General features: G+C 46.5%; 22 protein-coding genes and 1 tRNA gene. 19 read left to right on the top strand and 4 right to left on the bottom strand.

Going from position 1 to position 22,453, the window contains the following annotated elements:
• The first annotated feature begins 87 nt into the window (after positions 1-87).
• Positions 88-1,368, top strand: a complete 1,281-nt coding sequence (locus H0R92_RS03425) for an SLC13 family permease (RefSeq protein ID WP_432961161.1) — start codon at positions 88-90, stop codon at positions 1,366-1,368.
• Between the two features lie 5 nt (positions 1,369-1,373).
• On the opposite strand, the gene fumC is transcribed toward H0R92_RS03425, so the two are convergent.
• Positions 1,374-2,750: a class II fumarate hydratase gene (fumC, locus tag H0R92_RS03420; RefSeq protein WP_432961159.1), complete on the bottom strand. Its 1,377-nt coding sequence runs from the start codon at positions 2,748-2,750 to the stop codon at positions 1,374-1,376.
• A gap of 225 nt (positions 2,751-2,975) precedes the next feature.
• On the opposite strand from fumC, the gene H0R92_RS03415 reads away from it, so the two are divergent.
• Entirely contained in the window at positions 2,976-4,151 is a 1,176-nt protein-coding gene (locus tag H0R92_RS03415) for a PfkB family carbohydrate kinase (protein WP_432961157.1), read from the top strand.
• Positions 4,126-5,070, top strand: coding sequence for a pseudouridine-5'-phosphate glycosidase (locus H0R92_RS03410; protein WP_432961155.1), 945 nt, complete (start codon positions 4,126-4,128; stop codon positions 5,068-5,070). Before H0R92_RS03415 ends, H0R92_RS03410 begins: the two co-directional genes overlap by 26 nt.
• Before the next feature lie 169 nt (positions 5,071-5,239).
• Here H0R92_RS03410 and H0R92_RS03405 read toward each other — a convergent pair whose 3' ends face one another.
• On the bottom strand, positions 5,240-6,274 hold the full coding sequence (locus tag H0R92_RS03405) for an NAD(P)H-dependent amine dehydrogenase family protein (RefSeq protein ID WP_428770987.1): 1,035 nt from the start codon (positions 6,272-6,274) through the stop codon (positions 5,240-5,242).
• A gap of 120 nt (positions 6,275-6,394) precedes the next feature.
• Positions 6,395-7,234, bottom strand: a complete 840-nt coding sequence (locus tag H0R92_RS03400; protein ID WP_428770988.1) for a MerR family transcriptional regulator — start codon at positions 7,232-7,234, stop codon at positions 6,395-6,397.
• Between the two features lie 219 nt (positions 7,235-7,453).
• Between H0R92_RS03400 and rplU the strand changes: the two genes are divergently transcribed.
• The 8 genes from rplU to rsfS all read left to right on the top strand — a co-directional run bounded on the left by rplU (position 7,454) and on the right by rsfS (position 12,441).
• The gene (gene rplU, locus H0R92_RS03395; protein WP_428770989.1) at positions 7,454-7,777 is read left to right on the top strand and encodes a 50S ribosomal protein L21; all 324 of its coding nucleotides are present in this window, start codon (positions 7,454-7,456) and stop codon (positions 7,775-7,777) included.
• Positions 7,778-7,783: 6 nt separating this feature from the next.
• The gene (locus tag H0R92_RS03390; protein WP_432961152.1) at positions 7,784-8,128 is read left to right on the top strand and encodes a ribosomal-processing cysteine protease Prp; all 345 of its coding nucleotides are present in this window, start codon (positions 7,784-7,786) and stop codon (positions 8,126-8,128) included.
• Between the two features lie 22 nt (positions 8,129-8,150).
• Positions 8,151-8,408: a 50S ribosomal protein L27 gene (gene rpmA, locus H0R92_RS03385; RefSeq protein ID WP_428770991.1), complete on the top strand. Its 258-nt coding sequence runs from the start codon at positions 8,151-8,153 to the stop codon at positions 8,406-8,408.
• 2 nt (positions 8,409-8,410) lie between these two features.
• Positions 8,411-9,499, top strand: a complete 1,089-nt coding sequence (gene obgE, locus H0R92_RS03380) for a GTPase ObgE (protein WP_432961150.1) — start codon at positions 8,411-8,413, stop codon at positions 9,497-9,499.
• 67 nt (positions 9,500-9,566) lie between these two features.
• Positions 9,567-10,241 (top strand): nicotinate (nicotinamide) nucleotide adenylyltransferase, encoded by a 675-nt coding sequence (gene nadD / locus H0R92_RS03375; RefSeq protein WP_432961148.1) that lies wholly within the window; start codon positions 9,567-9,569, stop codon positions 10,239-10,241.
• Positions 10,228-10,890 carry a bis(5'-nucleosyl)-tetraphosphatase (symmetrical) YqeK gene (gene yqeK, locus H0R92_RS03370; RefSeq protein ID WP_432961146.1) on the top strand — a complete coding sequence of 221 codons (663 nt, stop codon included), beginning with the start codon at positions 10,228-10,230 and terminating at the stop codon, positions 10,888-10,890. The genes nadD and yqeK overlap by 14 nt, the downstream gene beginning before the upstream one ends.
• Positions 10,877-12,076 (top strand): LCP family protein, encoded by a 1,200-nt coding sequence (locus tag H0R92_RS03365; protein WP_432961144.1) that lies wholly within the window; start codon positions 10,877-10,879, stop codon positions 12,074-12,076. The genes yqeK and H0R92_RS03365 overlap by 14 nt, the downstream gene beginning before the upstream one ends.
• Before the next feature lie 20 nt (positions 12,077-12,096).
• Positions 12,097-12,441 (top strand): ribosome silencing factor, encoded by a 345-nt coding sequence (rsfS, locus tag H0R92_RS03360; RefSeq protein ID WP_432961142.1) that lies wholly within the window; start codon positions 12,097-12,099, stop codon positions 12,439-12,441.
• 66 nt (positions 12,442-12,507) lie between these two features.
• On the opposite strand, the gene H0R92_RS03355 is transcribed toward rsfS, so the two are convergent.
• Positions 12,508-12,735, bottom strand: a complete 228-nt coding sequence (locus H0R92_RS03355) for a hypothetical protein (RefSeq protein WP_432961140.1) — start codon at positions 12,733-12,735, stop codon at positions 12,508-12,510.
• Between the two features lie 187 nt (positions 12,736-12,922).
• Here H0R92_RS03355 and ispE point away from each other — a divergent pair, with 187 nt between their 5' ends.
• From ispE to H0R92_RS03315, 8 genes are all read left to right on the top strand, one after another.
• On the top strand, positions 12,923-13,801 hold the full coding sequence (gene ispE, locus H0R92_RS03350) for a 4-(cytidine 5'-diphospho)-2-C-methyl-D-erythritol kinase (RefSeq protein WP_432961138.1): 879 nt from the start codon (positions 12,923-12,925) through the stop codon (positions 13,799-13,801).
• A gap of 43 nt (positions 13,802-13,844) precedes the next feature.
• Positions 13,845-14,132, top strand: a complete 288-nt coding sequence (spoVG, locus tag H0R92_RS03345) for a septation regulator SpoVG (RefSeq protein ID WP_432961136.1) — start codon at positions 13,845-13,847, stop codon at positions 14,130-14,132.
• A 57-nt stretch (positions 14,133-14,189) separates the two neighbouring features.
• Positions 14,190-14,262, top strand: a tRNA-Gln gene (locus H0R92_RS03340).
• Between the two features lie 150 nt (positions 14,263-14,412).
• Positions 14,413-14,967, top strand: a complete 555-nt coding sequence (locus H0R92_RS03335; protein ID WP_432961134.1) for a 50S ribosomal protein L25 — start codon at positions 14,413-14,415, stop codon at positions 14,965-14,967.
• A 5-nt stretch (positions 14,968-14,972) separates the two neighbouring features.
• On the top strand, positions 14,973-16,484 hold the full coding sequence (gene tilS, locus H0R92_RS03330; protein ID WP_432961132.1) for a tRNA lysidine(34) synthetase TilS: 1,512 nt from the start codon (positions 14,973-14,975) through the stop codon (positions 16,482-16,484).
• Between the two features lie 42 nt (positions 16,485-16,526).
• A complete protein-coding gene (ftsH, locus tag H0R92_RS03325) occupies positions 16,527-18,506 on the top strand; it encodes an ATP-dependent zinc metalloprotease FtsH (protein WP_432961130.1) in 1,980 nt (659 codons plus the stop codon).
• A 46-nt stretch (positions 18,507-18,552) separates the two neighbouring features.
• Positions 18,553-20,616, top strand: coding sequence for a tetratricopeptide repeat protein (locus H0R92_RS03320; RefSeq protein WP_432961128.1), 2,064 nt, complete (start codon positions 18,553-18,555; stop codon positions 20,614-20,616).
• Between the two features lie 30 nt (positions 20,617-20,646).
• Complete coding sequence (locus tag H0R92_RS03315; RefSeq protein WP_432961126.1) at positions 20,647-22,446, top strand: S1C family serine protease; 1,800 nt, start codon at positions 20,647-20,649, stop codon at positions 22,444-22,446.
• The last annotated feature ends 7 nt before the right edge of the window (positions 22,447-22,453 follow it).

Genomic DNA, 22,453 nt, shown 5'->3' with positions numbered 1-22,453 from the left:
GCTAAAAATGCGGACTATTGATTTTATATGCCTTAACCGTATACAATATGGGAATATTGCTTTTACCGCTCACAGGAGTTTTGTTCTATGGAAATGAAGTGGATTGTTTTGGCGCTTGCCGCTCTTATGTATGTTACTGTTATTATTTTCTCGGATAAAAAACACTGGGTTTCGCTTATTGCAGGAGCGGCGGTTATTCTTATCGGAGCGGTTTCTCCATCCCATGCCCTTATTACGCTTATCAATTGGAATATTTTGGGCATCTATATCGGTTCTCTTATAATCGCCGAACTTTTTTTATATTCGCGCGTGCCCAACCGTTTGGCCGATATGATTATCGAAAAGCTTCCGGATACGGGAACGGCTATTACCGCCATTTTAATTATGACCGGCATTATTTCGGCCTTTGTCGAAAACGTCGCCACCGTATTGGTTATGGCGCCCATTGCCCTTTCCGTGTGTAAAAAGCTGCGTATTACTCCCATATATTTTATGGCCGGTCTTGCGGTGATGGCAAATCTACAAGGGACAGCGACCCTGGTCGGAGACCCTCCTTCCATGATATTCGCTTCCTATGCCCGCTACGGTTTTAACGACTTTTTTATCTATGAAGGACGGTTATCGATTTTTTTTGTCGTTCAAATGGGAATGATTGCAGGCGCCCTGTATTTTTATCTGTATTTTACAAAGGTTGCGAATATAGGAAAACAAAAAATCAGCGTTGAGCGCGAAAGCATTGTATCGTTTTTTCCGACAATTTTATTGCTTTTAATGATTGTCGCCCTGGCTGTCTGTTCGTTTTTTCATATTGAATATTCGGGCGCCTTTGTGATGATTCTCGGTATCGCCGGTTTGATATGGTTCCGTTTTGTCCGTAAAGAGGGGTTGCAAAAAACCGCTTTAATGATTAAAAATCTCGACTGGGAAACCATCGGCTTTTTAATCGGCGTTTTTATCGTTATCGGAACGGTTTCGGAAACCGGCCTTTTGGAAGATTTTGCCCTCTTTTTGCGCGGCATAATCGGCGGCAATAAGCTGTTGGGATTTGCCGTCATTATCCTTGTATCCGTTATCATCTCCGGTTTTGTGGATAACGTGCCCTATATTATCGTTATGCTGCCTGTCGCCGCAACCCTTGCGCAAAATCTGGGCTTAAAAAGCGAATTGTATATGTTTGCCCTTTTGGTCGGTTCGTGCATGGGCGGAAACCTTACCCCCTTCGGCGCTTCGGCAAATATTGCGGCTATGGGCATATTAAAAAAACAGGGCGCGCCTATGTCCTTTGCCGATTGGTGCAAAATCGGCGTTCCCTTTACCCTTATAACCACGGCGGCCGCCTCAATCCTTTTATGGTTTTTGTGGGGATAAATCCCTTACACCATAGTTTCCGGACGTACAAGTTCGTCGAAGCGTTCGGCGGTTAAAAAGCCCAGTTTGACGCAGGCTTCTTTTAAGCCGATGTTTTCGCGGTGGGCTTTTTGCGCGGTTTGTGCCGCTTTTTCGTAGCCTATGTGCGGGTTAAGCGCGGTAACGAGCATAAGCGAATTGCTTACGTTAAATGCCATGCGCTCCCTGTTTGCACGAATACCGCGCGCGCAGTGTTCCGTAAAGGATTCAACCGCTTCGGCTAAAAGCCGCGCCGACTGCAAAAAATTATAAGCGCACACGGGCATAAAGACGTTCAGTTCAAAGTTTCCCTGACTTGCCGCAACCGATACGCTCACGTCGTTTCCCATAATTTGTACGGCAACCATGGTTACCGCTTCGGCTTGCGTGGGATTTACCTTGCCGGGCATAATGGAAGAGCCGGGTTCGTTTTCCGGAATAAGGATTTCTCCCAAACCGCAGCGGGGGCCCGAAGCCAAATGCCGTATGTCGTTTGCAATCTTCATCATGTCGCAGGCGAGGGACTTTATCGCTGCGTGCGCAAACACCGCTTCGTTTTTGCTTGTAAGGGCGTGGAATTTATTTTGAGCCGTATAAAAGGCGGTGCCTGCAATTTCGCCCGCTTTTTGTGCGGCGGTTTCGGCAAAGCCTTTCGGAGCGTTTAATCCCGTTCCCACAGCCGTTCCGCCCAGGGCAAGCTCCCGCAAAGGCTCAAGCGACATGGTAAGTAAATCGCGCCCCCCTTCCAAAGACGAGCGCCAGCCGCTTATTTCCTGAGAAAAGCGCAGGGGAACGGCGTCCTGCAAGTGTGTGCGCCCTATTTTTATTACATCCTCGTTTTCTTTTTCCAGCTTGCAAAAAACATCGATAAGGCTCTGCACTGCGGGAATAAGGCGCTTTTCGCATATCAGTACAAAGGCTATGTGCATGGCGGTCGGAAAGGTATCGTTTGAAGATTGGCTCATGTTTACGTCGTCGTTCGGGTGCAAAAGCTTTTTCCCTGCAAGGGAGTTTGCGCGGTTTGCAATCACTTCGTTGACGTTCATATTCGTTTGAGTGCCGCTTCCCGTCTGCCATACCACGAGCGGAAACTCGGCTGCAAGTTTTCCTTCGATTATTTCATCGCATGCCGCTTCTATTGCGTGCAGTTTTTCTTCAGTCATTTTTTCGGCAAGCAAAATGCGGTTTGCCCGCGCTGCCGCCTTTTTTAATATGCCGAATGCACGGATAATTTCTTCGGGCATAGTTTCGATTCCCGCGCCGATTTTAAAGTTGTTTTTACTGCGCTCCGTTTGCGCTCCCCATAAGGCATCGGCGGGAACCTGAACTTCCCCCATTGAATCGTGTTCGGTACGGTATTGCATAAAAGACTCCCATTATTAAGCATAATTAAGATGCCGACAAAGTGCGAACTCAACCGGCGCCGTGTTGCCGTGTAAGTGTAGCGCAAAATCCCGATTTAAACAATACGGATGTCCGTACTCACCGGAAACGGGACACAAGCGGATGTTAAAGCGCAAAAATTATCTCTTGACATATTCTTTGTTTATGCTTATCCTGTATAAGGATTTGCTTATAAGGAATGAGGTATGAAAAAAATTACCGCCCGGGAAACCGAAATCTTGCAGTGGATACGCGAAAATCCTTTAATTTCTCACCAAGAACTTGCCGAAAAAGCGGGGATTACGCGTTCAAGCGTTTCCGTTCATATTTCGAATTTAATAAAAAAGGGTTTGATTTTAGGCAAGGGCTATGTAACGGGCGGCTCAAAACCGGTTACCGTTATCGGTGCGGTTAATATCGATATAAGCGCATCCGCTTCGGCCGCATTCCGCAAAGCCGATTCCAATCCCGGAAAAATACGGGTCGGCGCGGGCGGTGTGGCTTTTAATATCGCTTCAAATCTGGCTCTGCTCGGCCTTCCCGTGCACTTTATAAGCGCATTCGGAGGAGACACGCATGCTTCATTTTTAAAACACAAATGCTTTGAGCGCGGCCTTGATATATCCTCCTCTTTAACCGCAGATACGGCCTCGTCTTCTTCTTACGTGTGCATAAACGATGAAAAAGGCGATATGGTGTCGGCGGTAAACGATATGGATATATACGAACATCTGACGCCTGAATATATCGAAAAAAAATTGCCGCTTATAAACAAGTCGGCGCTCTGCCTTATCGACACGAATATTCCCGCCGAAACGATTGCATATATCGCCGAACATTGTACCGTTCCCCTTGTTGCAGAACCCGTTTCAACTCACAAGGCGGTAAAACTTTTGCCCGTTTTGCACAAGCTGTATGCCTTAACACCGAACAAAACGGAAGCCCTTGCCCTGTATAACGCTTCCCGTCAAAACTCTTTGCTCCGGACCGGTTCACAAACGGAAGCGAAACCCGCTCTTGCAGAACTTGCCCGGTTTTTTATCGAAGGCGGGGTGCAGCGTATCTATATTTCGCTCGGAGAAAAAGGCTTGTTTTGCGCCGATAAAACCGGCCGCTGCCGCGTAAAAGCCTATGTACCCGAAAATACGGACGGGGTACGCTCAGGTGCGCACATAAGCAGGCAATCCCTTATCAAAAATACGACGGGGGCGGGCGACAGTCAAACGGCGGCCGTCGCATGGGCGGTTTTAAAAAATATGAGCTTAAAAGAAAGCGGTTTTGCCGGAATCGCGGCTGCATCCCTGTGTTTGGAAGTTAATGAGGCGGTAAACGATAATCTTACGGAAGGAGTGTTATATGAACGAATACAAAAAATATCTTGACGTTTCGCCCGAAGTGAGCGAAGCTTTAAAGGCGGGTAAACCGGTGGTTGCCCTTGAATCGACGATTATTTCGCACGGAATGCCCTATCCGAAAAACGTAGAAACGGCCTTAGCGGTTGAAAAGATAGTCCGCGAAAACGGGGCCGTTCCTGCAACGATTGCCGTTATCGGCGGCCGCCTTAAAGCGGGTATCGGCACCGATGAAATCGATTATTTGGGAAAAACCGGCCTTGCCGTTACAAAGGCGAGCCGCCGCGACCTGTGCATTTTAACCGCGCAAAAAAAAGACGGGGCCGCCACGGTTGCCGCCACGATGATTATCGCCGCGATGGCCGGCATTAAAGTTTTTGCAACCGGCGGCATAGGCGGGGTGCACCGCGGTGCGGAAACGACGATGGACATTTCGGCCGACCTTGAAGAATTGGCAAAAACGAATGTGCTGGTCGTATGCGCGGGAGCAAAATCGATTTTGGATTTGGGCCTTACCCTCGAATATTTGGAAACGCGCGGCGTTCCGGTTGTAGGCTATCAAACCGAAGAACTTCCCGCCTTTTACACGCGCTCAAGCGGCTTTAAAACCGACTGCCGTATGGATAGTCCCAAAGAGATAGCCGAAGCTTTTTATGCAAAGCTTGAGCTCGGCTTGGCCGGCGGTATGGTTGTTGCGAATCCCATACCCGAAGAATTTGCGATGGACAAAGATTATATCGATAAGTCCATAGAAGATGCTCTTGAAAAAATGAATGCGCTCGGCATTACCGGAAAGCGCACAACACCCTTTTTACTCGACGAAATTCAAAAAATTACGGGCGGTAAAAGCCTCGAATCGAATATCCGCCTTGTGTACAACAATGCGCGCTTAGCCTCACAAATTGCCTGCGGATTAAGCACTTTGGAACAAAGCGCTTTGGAACATTAAGAGGTCCGGATATAAGGTAATTAGGCAGACGAGGGGGCAAAAAACGGCAGGGAAGGGCGCAGCGGAACACGCTTCGGTTTTCCCCGCCTTTCGGGGGCGGTGGCGCCCCAAAACTTCGGTTTGTAGACAGCCCCGCCCGTTTTAATCGGCCTGCTTTAATCCGTCTTTTTTAATCCACATACATATGCATGGGGTATGACAGGTATTTAAGTTCGCTTAATTTTTCTACGGTAATGTAGCCCGGAGGCGCTTCAAGTACCGTGGGTATTCTGTTTACGATTGTAGCGCATGTGTGTTCGACCGTTGCCGGTTTTTTTACAAAAAAGACCGTATCGGGTTCGCCCGTTATTTTCCAATCGCACATATCGCCGTCGTCCGGGCCGTACACCTTTCCGATACACTGGGTTTCGATAATCGGGCCTTGGAATGTTTCGGTCGTTACAACCGCACTCATGCCGATACAGTTCCCCTTGGGAATGGTTTTGCCCAGCGTGTCCGAATATAAGTCCTTGTCGTAAAAATACGGAACGCATTTTTGGCTTTGCGATTTGATTGTCCAGCCCATTTTATTGCACAAACATTCGTTCGAATTCCATACATATGCCGGCTCCAGGGTTTCAGGATGAGCGATTTGAGCTTCGAATTCATCGGGAGTTAATCCGGCTCCGTGGGCTTTTGCAAGTGCAAGACCGTAGTCTTCCACATTATAGCTTACCGCCCCTTCGATTTTTTTGATATTGTGAACGCCGCCTGCAACGCAGCCTATCATGTTGACCCAATAAATATCCTGCATACCCGCGCCGACTATCGTACAGCCGTGTTCCTTTGCCAGTTTGTCGAGCCTGTTCGTAATGGCGGAAGCCGTTGTCCACGGATAAATCGCTTCTTCGCAGGTTGTAATGATGTTTATACCGCGTTCGGCGCATTTTTCCATGTGCGGCGCCATATCGCTCATAAAGCTGAACATAGTCATAACGGCGATGTCCGCATCGCATTCGTCCAATACCTTGTCGGCATCGTCGCGGACAACCACTCCGATGGGAAAACCCAAGCCTGCAATTTCGCCGACATCTTTACCGACCACTGCCGGATTTACATCGATAGCGCCTACAATTTCCGCACCTTTTTCATACAGATACCGCAACGTCCATTTACTCATTTTACCGCATCCGTATTGTACTACACGAATTTTTTCCTGACTCATAGACTGCCTCCTTTAAGACGGGTTTTAACGGCGTGAACTCAGAGTTCCGTCCGCTCCTATATACATCTTAAAGCTTGTACTTGGTATAAGGTCAAGAAAAAAATAATAAATATTTATAGATTATTTTTCAAAAAAAACGGGTATTTGTAAGCGCAAAAACAAATCGCGCTCGGTTTCCCATGCCATTGCAATGTCCGAAATTTCTTCGCACAGGTAATCGCCGCCGATAATATAGTTTCGCCTTTGTATTTCATCAAGCAGGCGGCAAATATACTCCTTTTCTTTATAAAAATTATCGCAGTAAATGCACAAGTACATTCCCGGTTCCAAAACCGTAATCAGTTCGTCGGGAACAAATTGACGGTCTACAAAAACGAACACTTCCGAAGAATAAAATTCTTTGCGCAAAAGATTGTCTTTGCGCAAAATGGTACCGGCATTGTAAAAATAGGTTTGCGGCAAACGGTTTATTTCCAATTCGTTTTTTAAATCCCGCAGCATTTTTTCGTAAGTACCCAAATCGTGGTCGTACACGTTGATACCCGAATCGATGCAGTATAAAAAACGCTTTCCTATATACTCAAGAACGATTGTACCGTCGGGCGGAGCGCATTTATAGCGCTCGAAGCTTTCGATTGTACGCTGAACGGCCCGCCGCTGGCATTTTAATTCCAAAATATCTTTGTCGATTTGATTTTGCCGTTGTGTCAGAATTTCGTGCATGTAGCACATATCTTTTTCTTTAAGCTGTATTTTGATTTCTTTTAGATTCATACCCAGGGCTTTCATATAACGGATCATATCCAAAACGGCGCTTTGCCGTATATCGTAAAAACGGTAACCCGTTAAATCGTCCCGCGATACGGGCTGCAAAAGCCCTTTTTTTTCATACAGGCGCAGTGTTTGCTCGGAAATACGGTTCAGTTTCGCCATTTGCCCTATCGTCAAACAGTTTTCCATAATATATCTCCGCTTATAATTGGTACTCACTTTATTGAATTTGTCAAGACCCGTATAAACCCTTGACGAGGCCGCTTAAAATATAGTATACTGTTCATTACATTGGGACTGAAAAGCCGGCGGCTTTTTTGATTCCCCCGTCCGGCTGTCCCCGTTTTTGCCGGATTTGGCAGGAGTTTCCCCCTGCCGCAAATAAAACAGGTAATAGAGGTGTAGAAGATGTACGCACTGGTTGAGTATAAGGGTAAACAGTATAAGGCGGAAAAAGACGCTCTTATTACAGTGGACAAGCTCGATGTTGAAAAAGGACAAACCGTCGATATAGATACGGTTATAATGGTAAATGACGGTAAAAACGTGCAGGTGGGAACCCCCTATGTAAAAGGTGCAAAGGTTTCCGCGGTTGTGGAAGATTCGTTCCGTGATAAAAAAGTGCTTGTGTTTAAATACAAAAGCAAAAAAGACTATCACCGGACTATCGGCCACCGCCAGCACTATACGAAAATCCGCATTACCGGCATTTCGGCAGGGCAGGCCGAATAAGAGAGCGTGATACGGGCTGTACTTACCCGTTTTGAAAACGGTGATTTGTATTCCTGTGCGCTCAGCGGTCATTCCGGCTTTGCACCGGCGGGCAACGACATCGTATGCGCGGCGGCCAGTATATTGGTGCGCACGGCATTGGAGGTCTTAAACGCACAAAGCGGAATTGAATTAAAAACCGATATTCCCGGACGCGGAGAACTTTCCTTTACAGTAAAAAAAAGAGAGGAAGCGGCTTCGGGGATTTTAAGTTATACGGCGGATTTTTTGCAAAAGGGGCTTTTGTCATTGCAAACCGATTATCCGCCTTACATATCGGTGCGCATAAACCGCGCCGATGCAAACGATTGATTAAAATGCGGAGGTATATACTATGGGACGTAAAAAAGGCGGAAGCGGCGCTAAAAACGGCCGCGATTCCAATCCGAAATATTTAGGTGTAAAAGCATACGGCGGAACCTTTGTGCCTGCCGGCTCCATACTCGTGCGCCAGCGCGGGACAAAAATTCATCCGGGCGATAATGTCGGCCGCGGAAAAGACGATACCCTCTTTGCAACCGCAACGGGTGTTGTGTCCTATCATGAACGCAAGGGTCGAAAGCTGGCTTCGGTAATCCCTGCTCAAGCTTAAACGTGATTCAATTTGCCGACGAAGCTCTCATAGAAGTCCGCTCCGGTAAGGGCGGCAACGGCTGTATCGCGTTCCGGCGCGAAAAATACGTTCCGCACGGAGGTCCCGCAGGCGGCGACGGCGGCCGGGGCGGCAATGTCGTTTTTTGCGTAAAGCACAATCTCAGAACCCTTGCTCATTTACGAAAACAGCCTGTATTTAAAGCGCAAAACGGCGGCGACGGCGAAGGCCGAAACCGCCACGGCGCGGACGGGAACGATGTTATTATTCCGCTGCCTCCCGGAACAAAGGTAACCGATGCCGAAACGGGAGTTCTTGTTTGCGATTTTACGGGCGAAGAGGAAAGCGAAACCGTTACCTATTTAAAAGGCGGCAAGGGCGGCTGGGGCAACGTTCATTTTAAAAGTTCGGTAAATCAGGCGCCGCGCTACGCCCACGAAGGAAAGCCGGGCGATGTAAAAAAACTGCGCGTCGAATTGAGCATTATGGCCGACATCGGCTTGGTGGGCTTTCCGAATGCGGGAAAATCCTCCCTTCTCGATTACTTTACAAACGCCCGGCCTAAAATCGCGCCCTATCCGTTTACAACCAAGATTCCCAATTTGGGCGTTTTACGCATCGACGACGAACAGGATATCGTTATAGCCGATATTCCCGGCATTATAGAAGGAGCCGCCGAAGGCGCCGGCTTGGGAATCCGCTTTTTAAAGCACATATCGCGCACCGCAGGCCTTGCCTTTATTATCGATTGTTCCGACGACAACTATGCGGCAGCCTACGAAAAACTGAATGCCGAATTAAACGCTTTTTCGCCCGAACTGGCATCAAAAAAGCGCATTATTTTATGCAATAAAATCGATGTAGGAGATGCGGCCTTTCGTGCTGCCGAAATTGCCGAAACATACAAGGATATGATAACGGTTCCTCTTTCGGTGCATACGGGCGAAGGCTTGCTCCGGGTTAAAAAAGAATTGATAACTCTTGTATACGGCGGCAGCGTTCAAGCGGCTCAGGACAAAAAAAGCGATTTTCTTGCAAGCCGCGCGTCGGTAGACGATCAAGAGGTACAGTATCCGGGATCCGAGCAATGAAGCTTGCGGTTTTGGAATGTTCGCACGTGCGAACCTGTAACTGCTTATATAGCAAGGAATCTGACCGATGAAACTTGCAATTTTGGGCGGCTCTTTTAACCCCGTCCATAAAGGACATCTTTTTTTGGCAAAACAGGCGGCCGACGAGTACGGCTACGAGCGTGTGTTGTTTATTCCGGCGCGCGAGCCGCCTCATAAAACTTTGGCTTCAGGCGCTTCCGATACCGACCGTTTGGAAATGCTTAAACGGGCTTTAAACGAATACGGCGACAATCGTTTTTTTATTGACGACTGTGAATTAAAGCGCTCAGGCCCTTCCTATACTATCGATACCGTATACGATTTGGAAGCGCGCTATGCGGGGGCATTGGAAGGAAAAATAGGCCTTATTATCGGAAGCGACCTTGCAGCCGATTTCGGAAAATGGAAAAACGCCGATCTTTTGGCTGAAAAAGCGGATATTGTACTCGGCTGCCGTCCCTTGCGTGATGATGAGAAGCTGCCCGAGGGCGGTTTTTCTGTTGCGGAAGCCGGCGTTCCCGATAAACCGCACCGGGCAGGCGAGCATTCCGGTGCAGGCGGGACTTTCCCCCGTCCGCACCTTCAGCTTCACAATGAGTTTTGTGCGGTTTCTTCGGCTGCGATACGGCGCATGACAGCCGAAAAAAAAGATTGGAAAGCCCTTGTTCCCGCAAGCGTTTATGAGTACATTGTGCAAAGGAAGTTGTATGGCTTTAAATAAAAACCGAAATACTTCCTGCGTGCAAGTTTCATCCTCGGTACAAAAAGCCGCCTTTTCGCTTCCGATAGATGCCGATTTGATTGAACGCCTTTCCCTCTATACGGCTTCCGCTGTGAATCCGAAACGCTATGAGCATTCGGTGCGCACCGCCTTAACCGCTTCTCGCTTATGCCGCCGCTACGGTCTTGATGCGCAAAGCGGTTACTTTGCCGGCATTGTACACGATATGTGTAAGGATATGGACGAGGATGCACTTTTTTCTTTGGCAGTCCTCGACGGCCACCCCGTATCCGGCTTGGAAGCGGAAAAAAAATCCCTTTTACACGGGCGTGCGGCGGCGGTTCTTCTTCAAAAAGACTTCGGCGTATGTAACGGCGATGTTTTGGAAGCCGTGCGCTGCCATACCTTCGGTAAAGCGGGTATGGGCGATTTGGCAAAGGTTTTATATATTGCCGATAAAATAGAACCGGGCAGGGCGCACAGCAGCGAAGCCTATATTACACAGTGCATGAACTTGAGTTTAGATACTCTTTTGTTGGCGGTTGCCGAAGAAAACGAAAATTATCTTAAAAATCAAAACAAAGCAATTGCATCCGATACTTTTAAGATGATACAATCCTTACGAGGGGAAATACATGGCGAATTATAAACCCCGTTTGGGGACACACAAACATATTGTTTTTTTGTTTCTCATTGTGGCCGTATTGACGGTTTCCGTTTTATTATTGGTATTTGCGCTTAAAACCAATCCCGTCGAAGAAGTTTTGGAAAGCGACCAAATCATTAAACTGCTTATTGTCCTTGAAGATGAAGGAGAAGCTCTTTCGACAATGCTTATGGCCTATTATCCGGTATCTCACCGCGGTGCCCTTATCGATATACTCGGAAATACGGGTGCCATTTATGCAAGCTTGGGAAGGGTAGACCGTATAGATGCCGTCTATAAAGAAAAAGGCATAGATGTATACCGGGCTGAGATAGAAAAGCTTACGGGAATGTCCATTCCGTTTTCGCTTGAAATAAATTTAAAACAGTTTTCCGAATTGACGGATTTTTTAGGCGGTTTACGAGTTTTTGTACCGTATCCGATTGACGATAAAATCGACGGTATTCCTTATTTATTGCCCTCCGGTTCGGTTGTACTCGACGGCGATAAAATACGTACCTATATTTTATACGAAAATAAAGAGGCTGCCGTAGCCGAAAGGCAGGATCGCTTACAAAATGCGGTTGTTGCTTTTTTATATGCCGTTAATATGCATAGAACGGATATATTTAAAAAGAACATTTTCCCCGTCTATGCATCGCGGATAAAAGCCAATATCGACAATGAAGGCTTGTACAGCCTTTTGGAAAAAATTTCTTTGATCGATGCCGAGCGCCTTTTCCCCCAATCGATTACCGGTTCGCAGCGCTTGGTAGACGACAAATTACTTTTATTTCCGTATTATGACGGACAGCTTATAAAAGACGTTTTAAAGCAAACCGTTTCGGCCCTTGTTTCGGAAACGGAAGTTGTTCACAGCCGTATTTATGTTCTTGCCGTTCAAAACGGAACTTCGGTTCAAGGGCTTGCAAAAAATACGGCTGCATTAATGCAAAGTGCAGGCTATGATATTCTTACGACATCCAATGCCGACCGCAACGATTATGAAAAAACCGTTATCATAGACCATATCGGCAATAAAGAGATTGCCAAAAGCATCGGCGATTTTATACGCTGTACGAATATTAAAACCGCCGAAATAAAAAAGGAAGACGGCCTTGAAGCCGATACCCTGGTTGACTTTACGATTGTATTGGGCAAAGATTTTGACGGACGCTATGTCCGATGATTATTTTAAAAGAGGATTGTATGAAAACCGATAAAGAAAAAGCCTTGGAAATAGCGGATATCCTTACCGACTTTAAAGGCGCCGACACCGTTGTTTTGGATATTTCACAATTAAGCAGTTGGACGGATTATTTTGTAATTACCACAGTGAACAGCAGTGCTCATTGGAAGGGTTTATACAGACAAATAAAGGATTACGCAAAGCAAAACGAATTGACCATTCGAGTTCCCGACAGAAAACTGCCTTCCGGCGACGATTGGAATTTAATGGATATGGGAACAATCGTTGTACATTTAATGACGGACGAGGCACGAAATTTTTACGATTTGGAAAAATTGTGGCACGGAGGCGAAAAGCTTTTATAAAACGGAGGCACGGATTAAGCCGATACCGCATCGGTGCCTCCGGATGAGATTCGCTTTTATACCGATTTATTCGTCCAAATCATCGTCATATTGAAAGTCGTCATCCTCATCATAGTCGAAATCGGCTTCGCTGTCGTCATAATCGTCCAAGTCGTCGTCCATGAATTCGTCATCTTCAAAGTCATCGAAATCGTCGTCATCGTCGAAATCGTCATCAAAATCGTCGTCATAAGCATTTTCGATTGCATAGCCGGCAGTTGACGAATAATCCAGCAATTCGCTGTCACTGAGCATTTAAGTACTTCCTTAATTAATATCTTTACCTTAAACATAGATGAGTCTTATCTTTCTGTCAACTGTTTTTTTTAAAATGTTGTAAAAATTTTATTTATAGACGCTTTTTCCCTCAATACCCATTGAGAAAAGCTTTTTTTTTGCCTAAACCGTTTGACAAAAAAATATTTTTCTGTATAATTTAGCTATGCCGAATAGGATGTGTATTCGTGCACCCGCAAAACTCAATTTGCATTTACGGGTGCTTTCTGCTGAGGAATCGGGACGGAATGACGGATACCATAATATTGAAAGTGTGTTTCAAGCGATTGATTTATGTGACGAATTAATCGTTGAAAAAAAAGCGGGAAAGCCGGAGTGTACGGTAAAGGTAAAAGGTGCGCCGCTTCCTGCCGAAAACACCCTTACGGCGGCATATAAAGAATTTTGTAATCTTACCGGTATAAACGAAGCTGTAACCGTCGATGTGACGAAGTGTATTCCTTCGGGAGCCGGTTTAGGCGGCGGATCTTCGGATGCGGCGGCTTTGCTGATTGTTTTGGATAAACTTTTTCAAACGAAGCTTAAAACAAAACAAAAAATGCAGGCAGCCTGCCGAATCGGAAGCGATGTTGCTTTTTTTCTGTCGCACGGTTGTGCCGTGGTGACGGGACGAGGCGAGTTTATTAGGGAAATCAGCTCCCGTAACGACCTTTACTTTGTACTTGTGCAGCCTGATGTTTACAGTTCGACCAAAGAAGCGTATGCACTTTTGGATGAGCGAATAAACAGGTCAATTCTGCGGGAACTTCCCGGAGTTGCGGAACTGGAAGCTATTTACCGTAAGCCGGCTGCTCAATGGACTTTCGGTAATAGTTTTACGGAACCGCTTGCAGAGTCCTATCCGGTTATCAAAGCTGCATTGAAAAGCTTAAAAGCTGTCGGTGCGGATTTTGCCGAAATGACCGGTTCCGGTTCTGCAGTTTACGGCGTTTTTTCTTCCGAAGCGGAAGCAAAAAGCGCTTACACTCGGTTATGCGATAGATGGAGATGTCAGGTTGTAAAAACTTGCGGTCTGTCTGCGTAGTGTGCCATGCACAATAGGTTATCCTGCCAAGTGAGGAGTGGTTATGCAGATTACCGAAATTCGTATCCGTAAGGTAGCGGCGGAAGGAAAGCTGAAAGCATACGTTACAGTTACATTTGAAAACTGTTTTGTTGTGCACAACGTCAAGATTATTGAAGGAAAAACTGGTTTGTTTATAGCAATGCCTAGCCGCAAAACCAGTAACGGTGACTATAAGGATGTAGCCCATCCGATCAGTCCGGAGTTTCGTACTAAATTGCAAGATACTATTCTTGCAGAGTATGCAGCGGGACATATCGAGGAAGGTTCTACATCCGCGGACGACGACTAAGCTTTAATACGGAAATACTATTCCCGTAACAAGCTTTTTTCTAGGCGCATTTTTCTTTGGACCGTCGGCAAGTGGTAAGCCACCGGTTTTTGGTACCGGTATTCCGCTGGTTCGAATCCAGCCGGTCCAGCTAGAGCGATACCGATTAATTCAAATACTCAATTAGTCGGTGTTGTTTTTTAATATTCGGAAAACTCTGGCGTGATGAACGATGGGGTATATTCTTTTTCGCTTTTACAGTGTTTTCCCGAAATTTTATTTTCTCAATGAGGAGTTTAAGATGGAAGAATTGGTTTTAAAGGCCGCTTCCCGTACGGCAACGGGCAAGGCAGCTGCAAAAAAACTGCGTGCCGAAGGTAAACTGCCTGCCGTTATGTATAATTCAAAGGGCGAAGCTTTTATGCTTACCGTTGATGAAAGCGAATTTACAAAGGTATGGAAAACCGCAACCGCTACAACCCTTGTTTCTTTGGTTGTTGACGGAAAAGAGGGTAAACCCGTATTAATTAAAGCAACGGAATACGATATTATAACCGATAAAAATCTTCATGTCGATTTCCATGCGGTCGATCCGGAAAAACCCTTAACGGTTAGAATGAACGTATTGCTGCGCGGTAATCCTGTCGGTGTGCGTGAAGGCGGTGCTTTGGAAAAAGGTATAGCGACGGTCGATATTAAGTGCTTACCCAAAGATTTGCCCCCGCGCATTGTTGTCGATGTAACAAATCTCAGCTTAAATGCACAGTTGAGCGTAAAGGATATAAATGCCGGTTCCGGTGTAACCGTGCTTACGCCCGCCGATGAAATTGTAGCTGCGGTAAAACCGCTGCGCTGATTTACGTGCAGGATTTTTTAAAAAAAGTTGCGGCGGGGTTAAAAAAATGCGGTATAGACGGCATTCAAACTCCGCCGTCTTTACTTTTGGCGGTTTCCGGCGGCATCGACTCTATGGTTATGCTCTATGCTTTAAAAGCCTTATCGTCCGGTACCGGCAATACGGATTTAAACCTTCGTTTTAATCTTTCGGTGATAACGGTAAATCATAATTTACGCAAAGCGTGCGAAACCGAAGGCGATGCCTTGTTTGTACAAAATCAATGCCGCCTTTTAAAAATCCCTTGTACGCTTAAAACGGTTGCGCCCGGTGAAATTGCCGCCGCCGCATCCCAAAGAGGCGGAGGAATTGAAGAAGCTGCCCGCTTTGTCCGTTATAAGCTGTTTGAAAACGAAGCAAAAGCCCGCTTTTGTGATTTTGTTTGTTTGGCACACAATCGAGATGACCAATTGGAAACGCTTTTGCAGCGTTTTTTTCAGGGAGCTTCTGCCGGTATTTCGGGGCAGGCGGCGGCGGGTATTGCAAAGAGGCGCGGTTTGTTTTGCCGCCCCTTATTGGATATTCCGCGTTCGGCTATACAAGCTTATGCGGAAAAACACGGGATTCCTTTTCGGGAAGACAGTACAAACCGCAACACTGCCTATTTTCGTAATAATTTGCGCCGCCGTGTCGTTCCGTTTTTAAATGAACATGTACGGGGCTGGGATACGGCCGTACTTTCGGGGGCACAAAAAGCGGCTGAAGAGGCGGCTTTTATCGAAAAACTTGCTTCGGCCGTATTGTGGGAACCTTGTGTACTGACAGGTTGTGTCCTGACCGGTAAAGAAAGAGTCAAAAGACATACGGCGGGTACGCAGGCGGTTTTTACCGTGCGTACTGATGCATCGGCTTTTTTTAATGCCGGCTTTCCGGTCCGTATACGGGCCTTGTACAATGCTGCCCACAAAGTTTCGGCGGCATGGCGGCTGCCTTATGCGCTGTTTAGAGATTGTGCTTCGGGACAAAGCCGCGTTAAGGGCTGCGGTATTGAATTTATACGTACAAAACGCTTTTTATACGTAAACAATATCCGTACAAAACCGGAACCCGATACAATAAACCAAGGCTATTGCATTCAAATCGATGCTCCCGGTACATATGATTTCCCCTTAGGATATTTTGAAGTTGTTTACGCTTCGGATCTTCAAGTACAGAAAAAGGCGAACTGTGCCGACAATAAATACGGGGAAGTATGTATGGGACCTTTTTGCCTTCCTGTCCGCTTAAGAAGCCGAAAACCGGGCGATCGCATTAAAACTGCCGCAGGTACTCATAAAACTTTAAAAAAAATATGGAACGAATGGAACATAGAGCCGCATCATACCTCTTTAATACCGGTAATAGAATATGGTCAAAATCCGGTATGCATATGGGGTGCTCCTTTGGGATATCCCGATTGGTATGTAAAAGATTGTGCCGGTGATTTTTCCGGTGTTTTCTTTATTTTTAAATCTGCCGGTATTACGGCAGGAATTTAAAATATTTTTGTATTATAATTTGCATTGTAATAAGGAACGATCATGAATAAAAAACAGTCCTTTTCAAAACATACATCACAAAAAAACGGTAAGGGGCCGGAACATAAGGCTCCCAATATAAAACCGCCGGTCGGCCGTTTTTTAATTACCCTGTTGATGATGTTTGCAATTTTTTTCATTTTTACCGCTATTACGGACAGGGAATCGAATACGTATCCGATTATATCGTACAGTGATTTTTTAGAGGCTGTCGAACAAAAACATATCAGCGAAGTTCAAATTCAGGATCAAAAAACGATTTTGGGAACCATGCGTTCGGCAAATGCGGCCTCCGATATGCAGTCACGCTTTCAAACCGTTATTCCCTATGAGGACCCCGGTCTTATGTTCTTTTTGGAGCAAAACGGTGTAAGCGTTTCGGGCAAAATTTCAAAGCCGAGTGTTTTAACCGAGCTGTTTGAGTATTTGCCGCTTTTATTAATGATTCTTTTTGTATTTTTTATTATGCGGCAAATGTCCATGCAAAACAGCCGCGGCATGCAGTTCGGAAAAAGCAGGGCACGCCTTTTCGACAATAACAAAAAAAAGGTAACCTTCAGCGATGTCGCCGGTCAGGAAGAAGCGAAAAAAGAACTGGCGGAAATCGTCGATTTTTTGAAAAATCCCAAAAAATACCGCGAAATCGGCGCAAAAATACCCAGCGGCGTGCTTTTGGTCGGCAGTCCCGGAACGGGTAAAACCCTTTTGGCGCGCGCAGTCGCCGGTGAAGCCGACGTTTCGTTTTTGCACATTTCGGGAAGCGATTTTGTCGAAATGTTTGTGGGTGTAGGTGCAAGCCGTGTACGCGATTTATTCGAACAGGGAAGAAAACGTGCGCCCGCGATTATCTTTATAGACGAGCTTGACGCGGTAGGACGCGCGCGCGGTGCCGGTTTCGGCGGCGGCCACGATGAGCGCGAGCAAACTTTAAATCAAATGCTGGTGGAAATGGACGGATTCGACAATAAGGACGGCGTTATCGTGTTGGCGGCGACCAACCGCCCCGACGTTTTGGATCCCGCGCTTTTGCGTCCCGGCCGTTTCGACCGCCAAGTACACGTTACGCTTCCCGACATTAAAGAGCGCGAATCGATTTTACTCGTTCATGCAAAAAAAATCAAAATTACCGACGATGTGGACTTTAAGCATTTTGCGCGCGCCACTTCAGGCATGAGCGGGGCGGACTTATCGAATATGATAAACGAAGCGGCCTTATTTGCGGCACGCAAAAACAAAGAAAAGGTGTCCTTTACCGAATTGGAACAAGCGCGCGATAAAATCCTTATGGGGGTTGCCCGCGAATCAATGGTTATGCCCGAAAAAGAGCGCGTAATGACCGCATGTCATGAAGCGGGGCACGCCCTCCCGTACTATTATTTGGAGCATGCCTCTCCTTTGCATAAGGTAACGATTATTCCGCGAGGGAGGGCACTCGGCCTTACCGTCGGTCTTCCTAAAGAAGATTCCTATTCTCACACAAAAAGCTGGCTTAAAGACCAGCTGGTTATTATGTTCGGCGGTTATGCGGCCGAATCGATTGTCTACGGCGATACGACTACGGGCACCCAAAACGATATACAGCGGGCAACCGATATTGCGCGCCGCATGGTATGCGAATGGGGAATGTCCGAAGATTTGGGCGCGGTTTCCTACGGTAAGGAAGACGAGCCTATTTTTATGGGAAAAGAAATCGAGCGGCGCAAAGGATATTCGGAAGAAAGCGCCCAAAAGATAGACCGTGCCGTCGAAAAAATCTTAACCGAAGCGAAAAAGCGTGCGGTAAAAATCCTAACCGAGCACCGCGATCAATTGGATAAGCTTACCCAAGCTTTAGTTGAAAAAGAAACCCTTGACGATACGGAAGTGCGCGAACTGCTCGGCATTGAGCCGCTTAAAGAGCCGGCCGAAAACGAAGAAGAAGCCGGAAGCGGTTTGGAAGGGCCGCGCGTCAATTTGCGCAGGCGAGGTACTGCCGAAAGCTGAAGTATAAAGTTGAAGTGCAAAGCTGAATTGTAAAAAGGAGGCGGTTATGCGAAAATCGGTGTTTGTTTTACGGCATTTTTTTATCTTTGCTTATCTTTGTGTTGTTGCCGTACATGTATTTTCACAAAATCCGGAACAGTATACCAAAACCGCTTTGCGCTATATAGACAGCGCGAAAAAACTTCTTATACGTGAAGAATATGAAAAAGCCTCGTCCCAAGCGGCCTTAGGTTTGGTTTACGATGATACAATAGCCGATTTGTATTATATTCAAGCGCTCAGTATGTCGGTGCGCGGGTTACCCGCCTATATGATTGAACCTCTTCTTACGGCAGCTTTGCAAAACCGCTGGTACGACTATAACCGCGATGCTGCGCGGCTTTTACTTGCGGATTTATATACAAAGACGGCAAAACCCGCCGCTGCCGTTTTACTTTTGGATGAAATGCCCGTACTTTCCGGTAAAGATGCGTTATATACCCGTGCAAAGGCTTTGTATCTTTTAGGAGATGTGCAGGAGGCGCGGCTCGTCGTTAAGCGGGCGGCATTTCAATTTCCCGAAGACGAGCGCTTTGCCGTGTTGTTTTTTGATTGTGAAAATGCCGCTTTTTCGAATGACGAGGCAAACTCAAACAATAAACTTGTTTTCGATGAGCTTCTTTCGCTTTTTTTATCACGGATTAGAGTTTTACAGGATGCCGATCCGGACATTTTGTTAAAAGCCTCTGCATTCGGTTTTTCCGCCGATGAAAAAAAGCGTTTGCTTCGCTCGTGGAATGCGTACGGAAAAACGGATCCCCTCTATGCCGTGTATGCATTACAAGCCGGATTGCTTAGCGAAGAAAAAGCTTTTGATTATATGTTTCCCTTTTTAAATCAAACAATAGATTATACACATTTAAGGGCCTTTGTGTCGCTGATTACCGATGAGCGCTTAAAAGAACGCTTACGCAACTTTTATGCCGTTTTTGCCGGTACGATTTGTTTTGATACGAATAATGACGGTATTGCAGATATAAAGACCCGGTATCGGCTCGGCCGTCCTTTTATTATCGAATACGACAAAGAACAAGACGGCCGTCTTGATTGGGTTGCGGACTGCGATTACGGCATTCCCGTAAAATTAGAGCTTTGTAATGAAAAAATAAATGTGTGGTACGGTGAATGGCCTTCGATTGCACGTATCATATACGAGGATACAAAAGAAAGCTATGATATACGCGACAATACTTTATTCGGAACTCCGGTCAATATCATAAAAGATACGGTTATGGAAAAGTACGGCGGAACCGTATTATACGTTCCCGTTTTACAAGATGATTTAAAAGATTTTTCCAAAGAACATATATTTTCTTTATCGCATACGATTGAACGCAAGTCCAATGAGTATGCACACGGTTCCGTCAGGTTCAGTTTGTTCGAGGGAAGAATACAAAATGCAACTTACACGGACAGGGGAACCCCTTATGCTTACGGACATTTTGAAAACGGTATACTGCGATTTAGAAATGTCGATTGGGATAAAAACGGAAGTTACGAAGTCACCGAAATATACGGTTTTGATATTGAAAAAGCTCCGGAATACCGCAGTCCAACAGAAGCTGTCCGGCTGAGTATGAATTTATTCGGAACCGAAAATGACGCAAAGGGATTATATTTATATAAAACCCTTTCCGATACCGACGGAGACGGTATACATGAGCTTATACAAGAGTACGGCCCCGGCTTAAGACAATCGGCGGTATGGAAAAGAAGGAATAAGGGCGAATGGGATATTCGCTGGACTCGTTACGATGAAAAATTCGAAGAAATCGAATACCAATCTCCGTTCAGCGGTAATACGGTTACTGTTCGCCTTGAAAACGGAAAACCCGTTTCCGTAAACGGACAACCCGTTACAAAAGATCCGGCTGCCCCGTTTTTTTGGATTGGCGAATATCCGGGTAATTTTTATGCCGAAATGATGATACAAATGCTTAACCGTAAGGGCGGTTCGGGTGTTATAGTTACGGTAAGCGATTTACTTTGGGTAAAAGAAAAGGATCGATTTATCAGAATCTTTGCCGTAAAAAACGGAAACACCTGTTTCGGTGAAGTTTTATACGAATAGAAGTCTTGTACGGATAAAGGAGTTTTTTTAGTGCCGCCGTTTACATCTATGCGCCGTCCGGCTTTTCTTTTTTTTCTCTGTATGTTTCTTTTGTGCGCATCCTGCCTTTCGCGTAAAGCCGATTACGGGATTCCCGATTTTACCGACCGGCAGATATTCAATAAAGAAATCGAGCATATAAAAAACGAACGGGAAACCTCCCCCTTACGCTCCCTATGGCGGGCGGCCCTTCTTGTGCGGGAAACGGATGCACGTCCCGACGATTTTGAACACAAAGATGACTGTATACGGCGCGCCCGTGCTTTATTCGATGAATGCGCCTCTTATACGCAAAAACTCGTATCTGAAAAAAATCGGGATACACAATATGCCGATGCCCTCCGCTTTGCCGAAAGCTTGGAAACCGCATATAGTGCCCTCGGCCTTGCTTTTGAGCCAAGTGCCGAGTTTGCGAAAGCGCGCATTGAAGCCGAAACCGCTTTTAAAAATCTTCCCGTTTTGCCGTCCCGTCAAGCCGATAAAACCCTTGCCGGCCTTATTCAGGGAAGCGTTACCGTGTGGGTCGATTTGGGCGTCAAGGTTGAAAAGGGCATGGGCTATGCCGCCCGCGTTATCGGTTCGGGCTTTTTTATCGACGAGCGCGGCTATATTATTACCAATCACCACGTTATAGCCGACTTGGTGGACCCGAAATACGAAGGCTACGGTAAACTCTATATAAAAAAAGCCTCCGATTCGGAAACCCGCATCCCGGCTAAGGTTATAGGCTGGGACAAAACCCTCGACCTTGCCCTGTTAAAAACCGAAATAAAGCCTCCTTCCGTGTTCACTCTGGGGTCATCGGAAAATCTTGCGGTAGGGGAGCGTATCTACGCCATAGGCTCTCCTGCGGGCTTGGAAAGCACGATTACCTCCGGCATCGTTTCTTCTTTTGACCGCAAGCTTTTATCCACCGTTTCGGTTATGCAAATAGACGCCGCCGTCAATTCCGGCAATTCGGGAGGCCCCCTGGTCAACGAAAAGGGAGAAGTGCAGGGCATTGTCTTTGCGGGGCTTCCGGCTTTTCAGGGCTTAAACTTTGCGATTCCCGTCGAGTACCTTAAAACCGTTTTGGAACTTTTATATTCGGGCGGCGAAACCGAACACGCATGGATGGGCGCTTACGGGCGTACCTTTAAACACAAGCCTTCCGATAAAACGGGAGCGGGTGTTGAAATACTGTATCTTATGCCCGGAAGTTCCGCTTCGCGTGCGGGGCTTTTACCCGGCGATATTGTAAGCGCCGTAAACGGAAAAGCCGTGCGGAATATCGAGGATTTACAGTTTGTGCTTATAGGCTGCCGCCCCGATTCTCTTGCGCGTATCGCCTACCGCCGCCCTGCAAAAACCGAAACCGCGCCGCCGGACGATAAAGTGAGGGCGGACAATAAAACTGCGGCGGAGGGCAAACAGCAGCCGCCGGACGACAAAGTGGGGGCACAAATACCGGGTGAAGCCCTTGTCTATCTCGATGTCCGAAGCGAATATCCGGGAAAAACGATTTACGAGCGCGAAGCCGAATACCGTATGTTTTATCCCCTTTTCGGTATGGAACTGGTTCACTCTTCGGTGGGCAATAAGCGCAAATTTACCGTGCGCTCCGTTGTAAAAGGCGGCATTGCCGACGAAAGCGGTTTTTCGCCCAACGATCCGGTCGAAATAATCCGCACCAAACTGTTTGAAGACGAGGGTGCAGTCTATGCGGAATTGTATACAAAAAAACGAAAAAGCGGTTACTTGGACGTGAATTTTGCCGTCGGCGCGCCTCTGGACAGTCTTTATCTTTTCTAATAAAATA

Source organism: Treponema sp. OMZ 840 (assembly GCF_050937815.1).
Lineage (GTDB): Bacteria > Spirochaetota > Spirochaetia > Treponematales > Treponemataceae > Treponema_C.
Note: the sequence above shows the minus strand (reverse complement) of the source record. Positions and strands in the feature narration are given on the sequence as shown.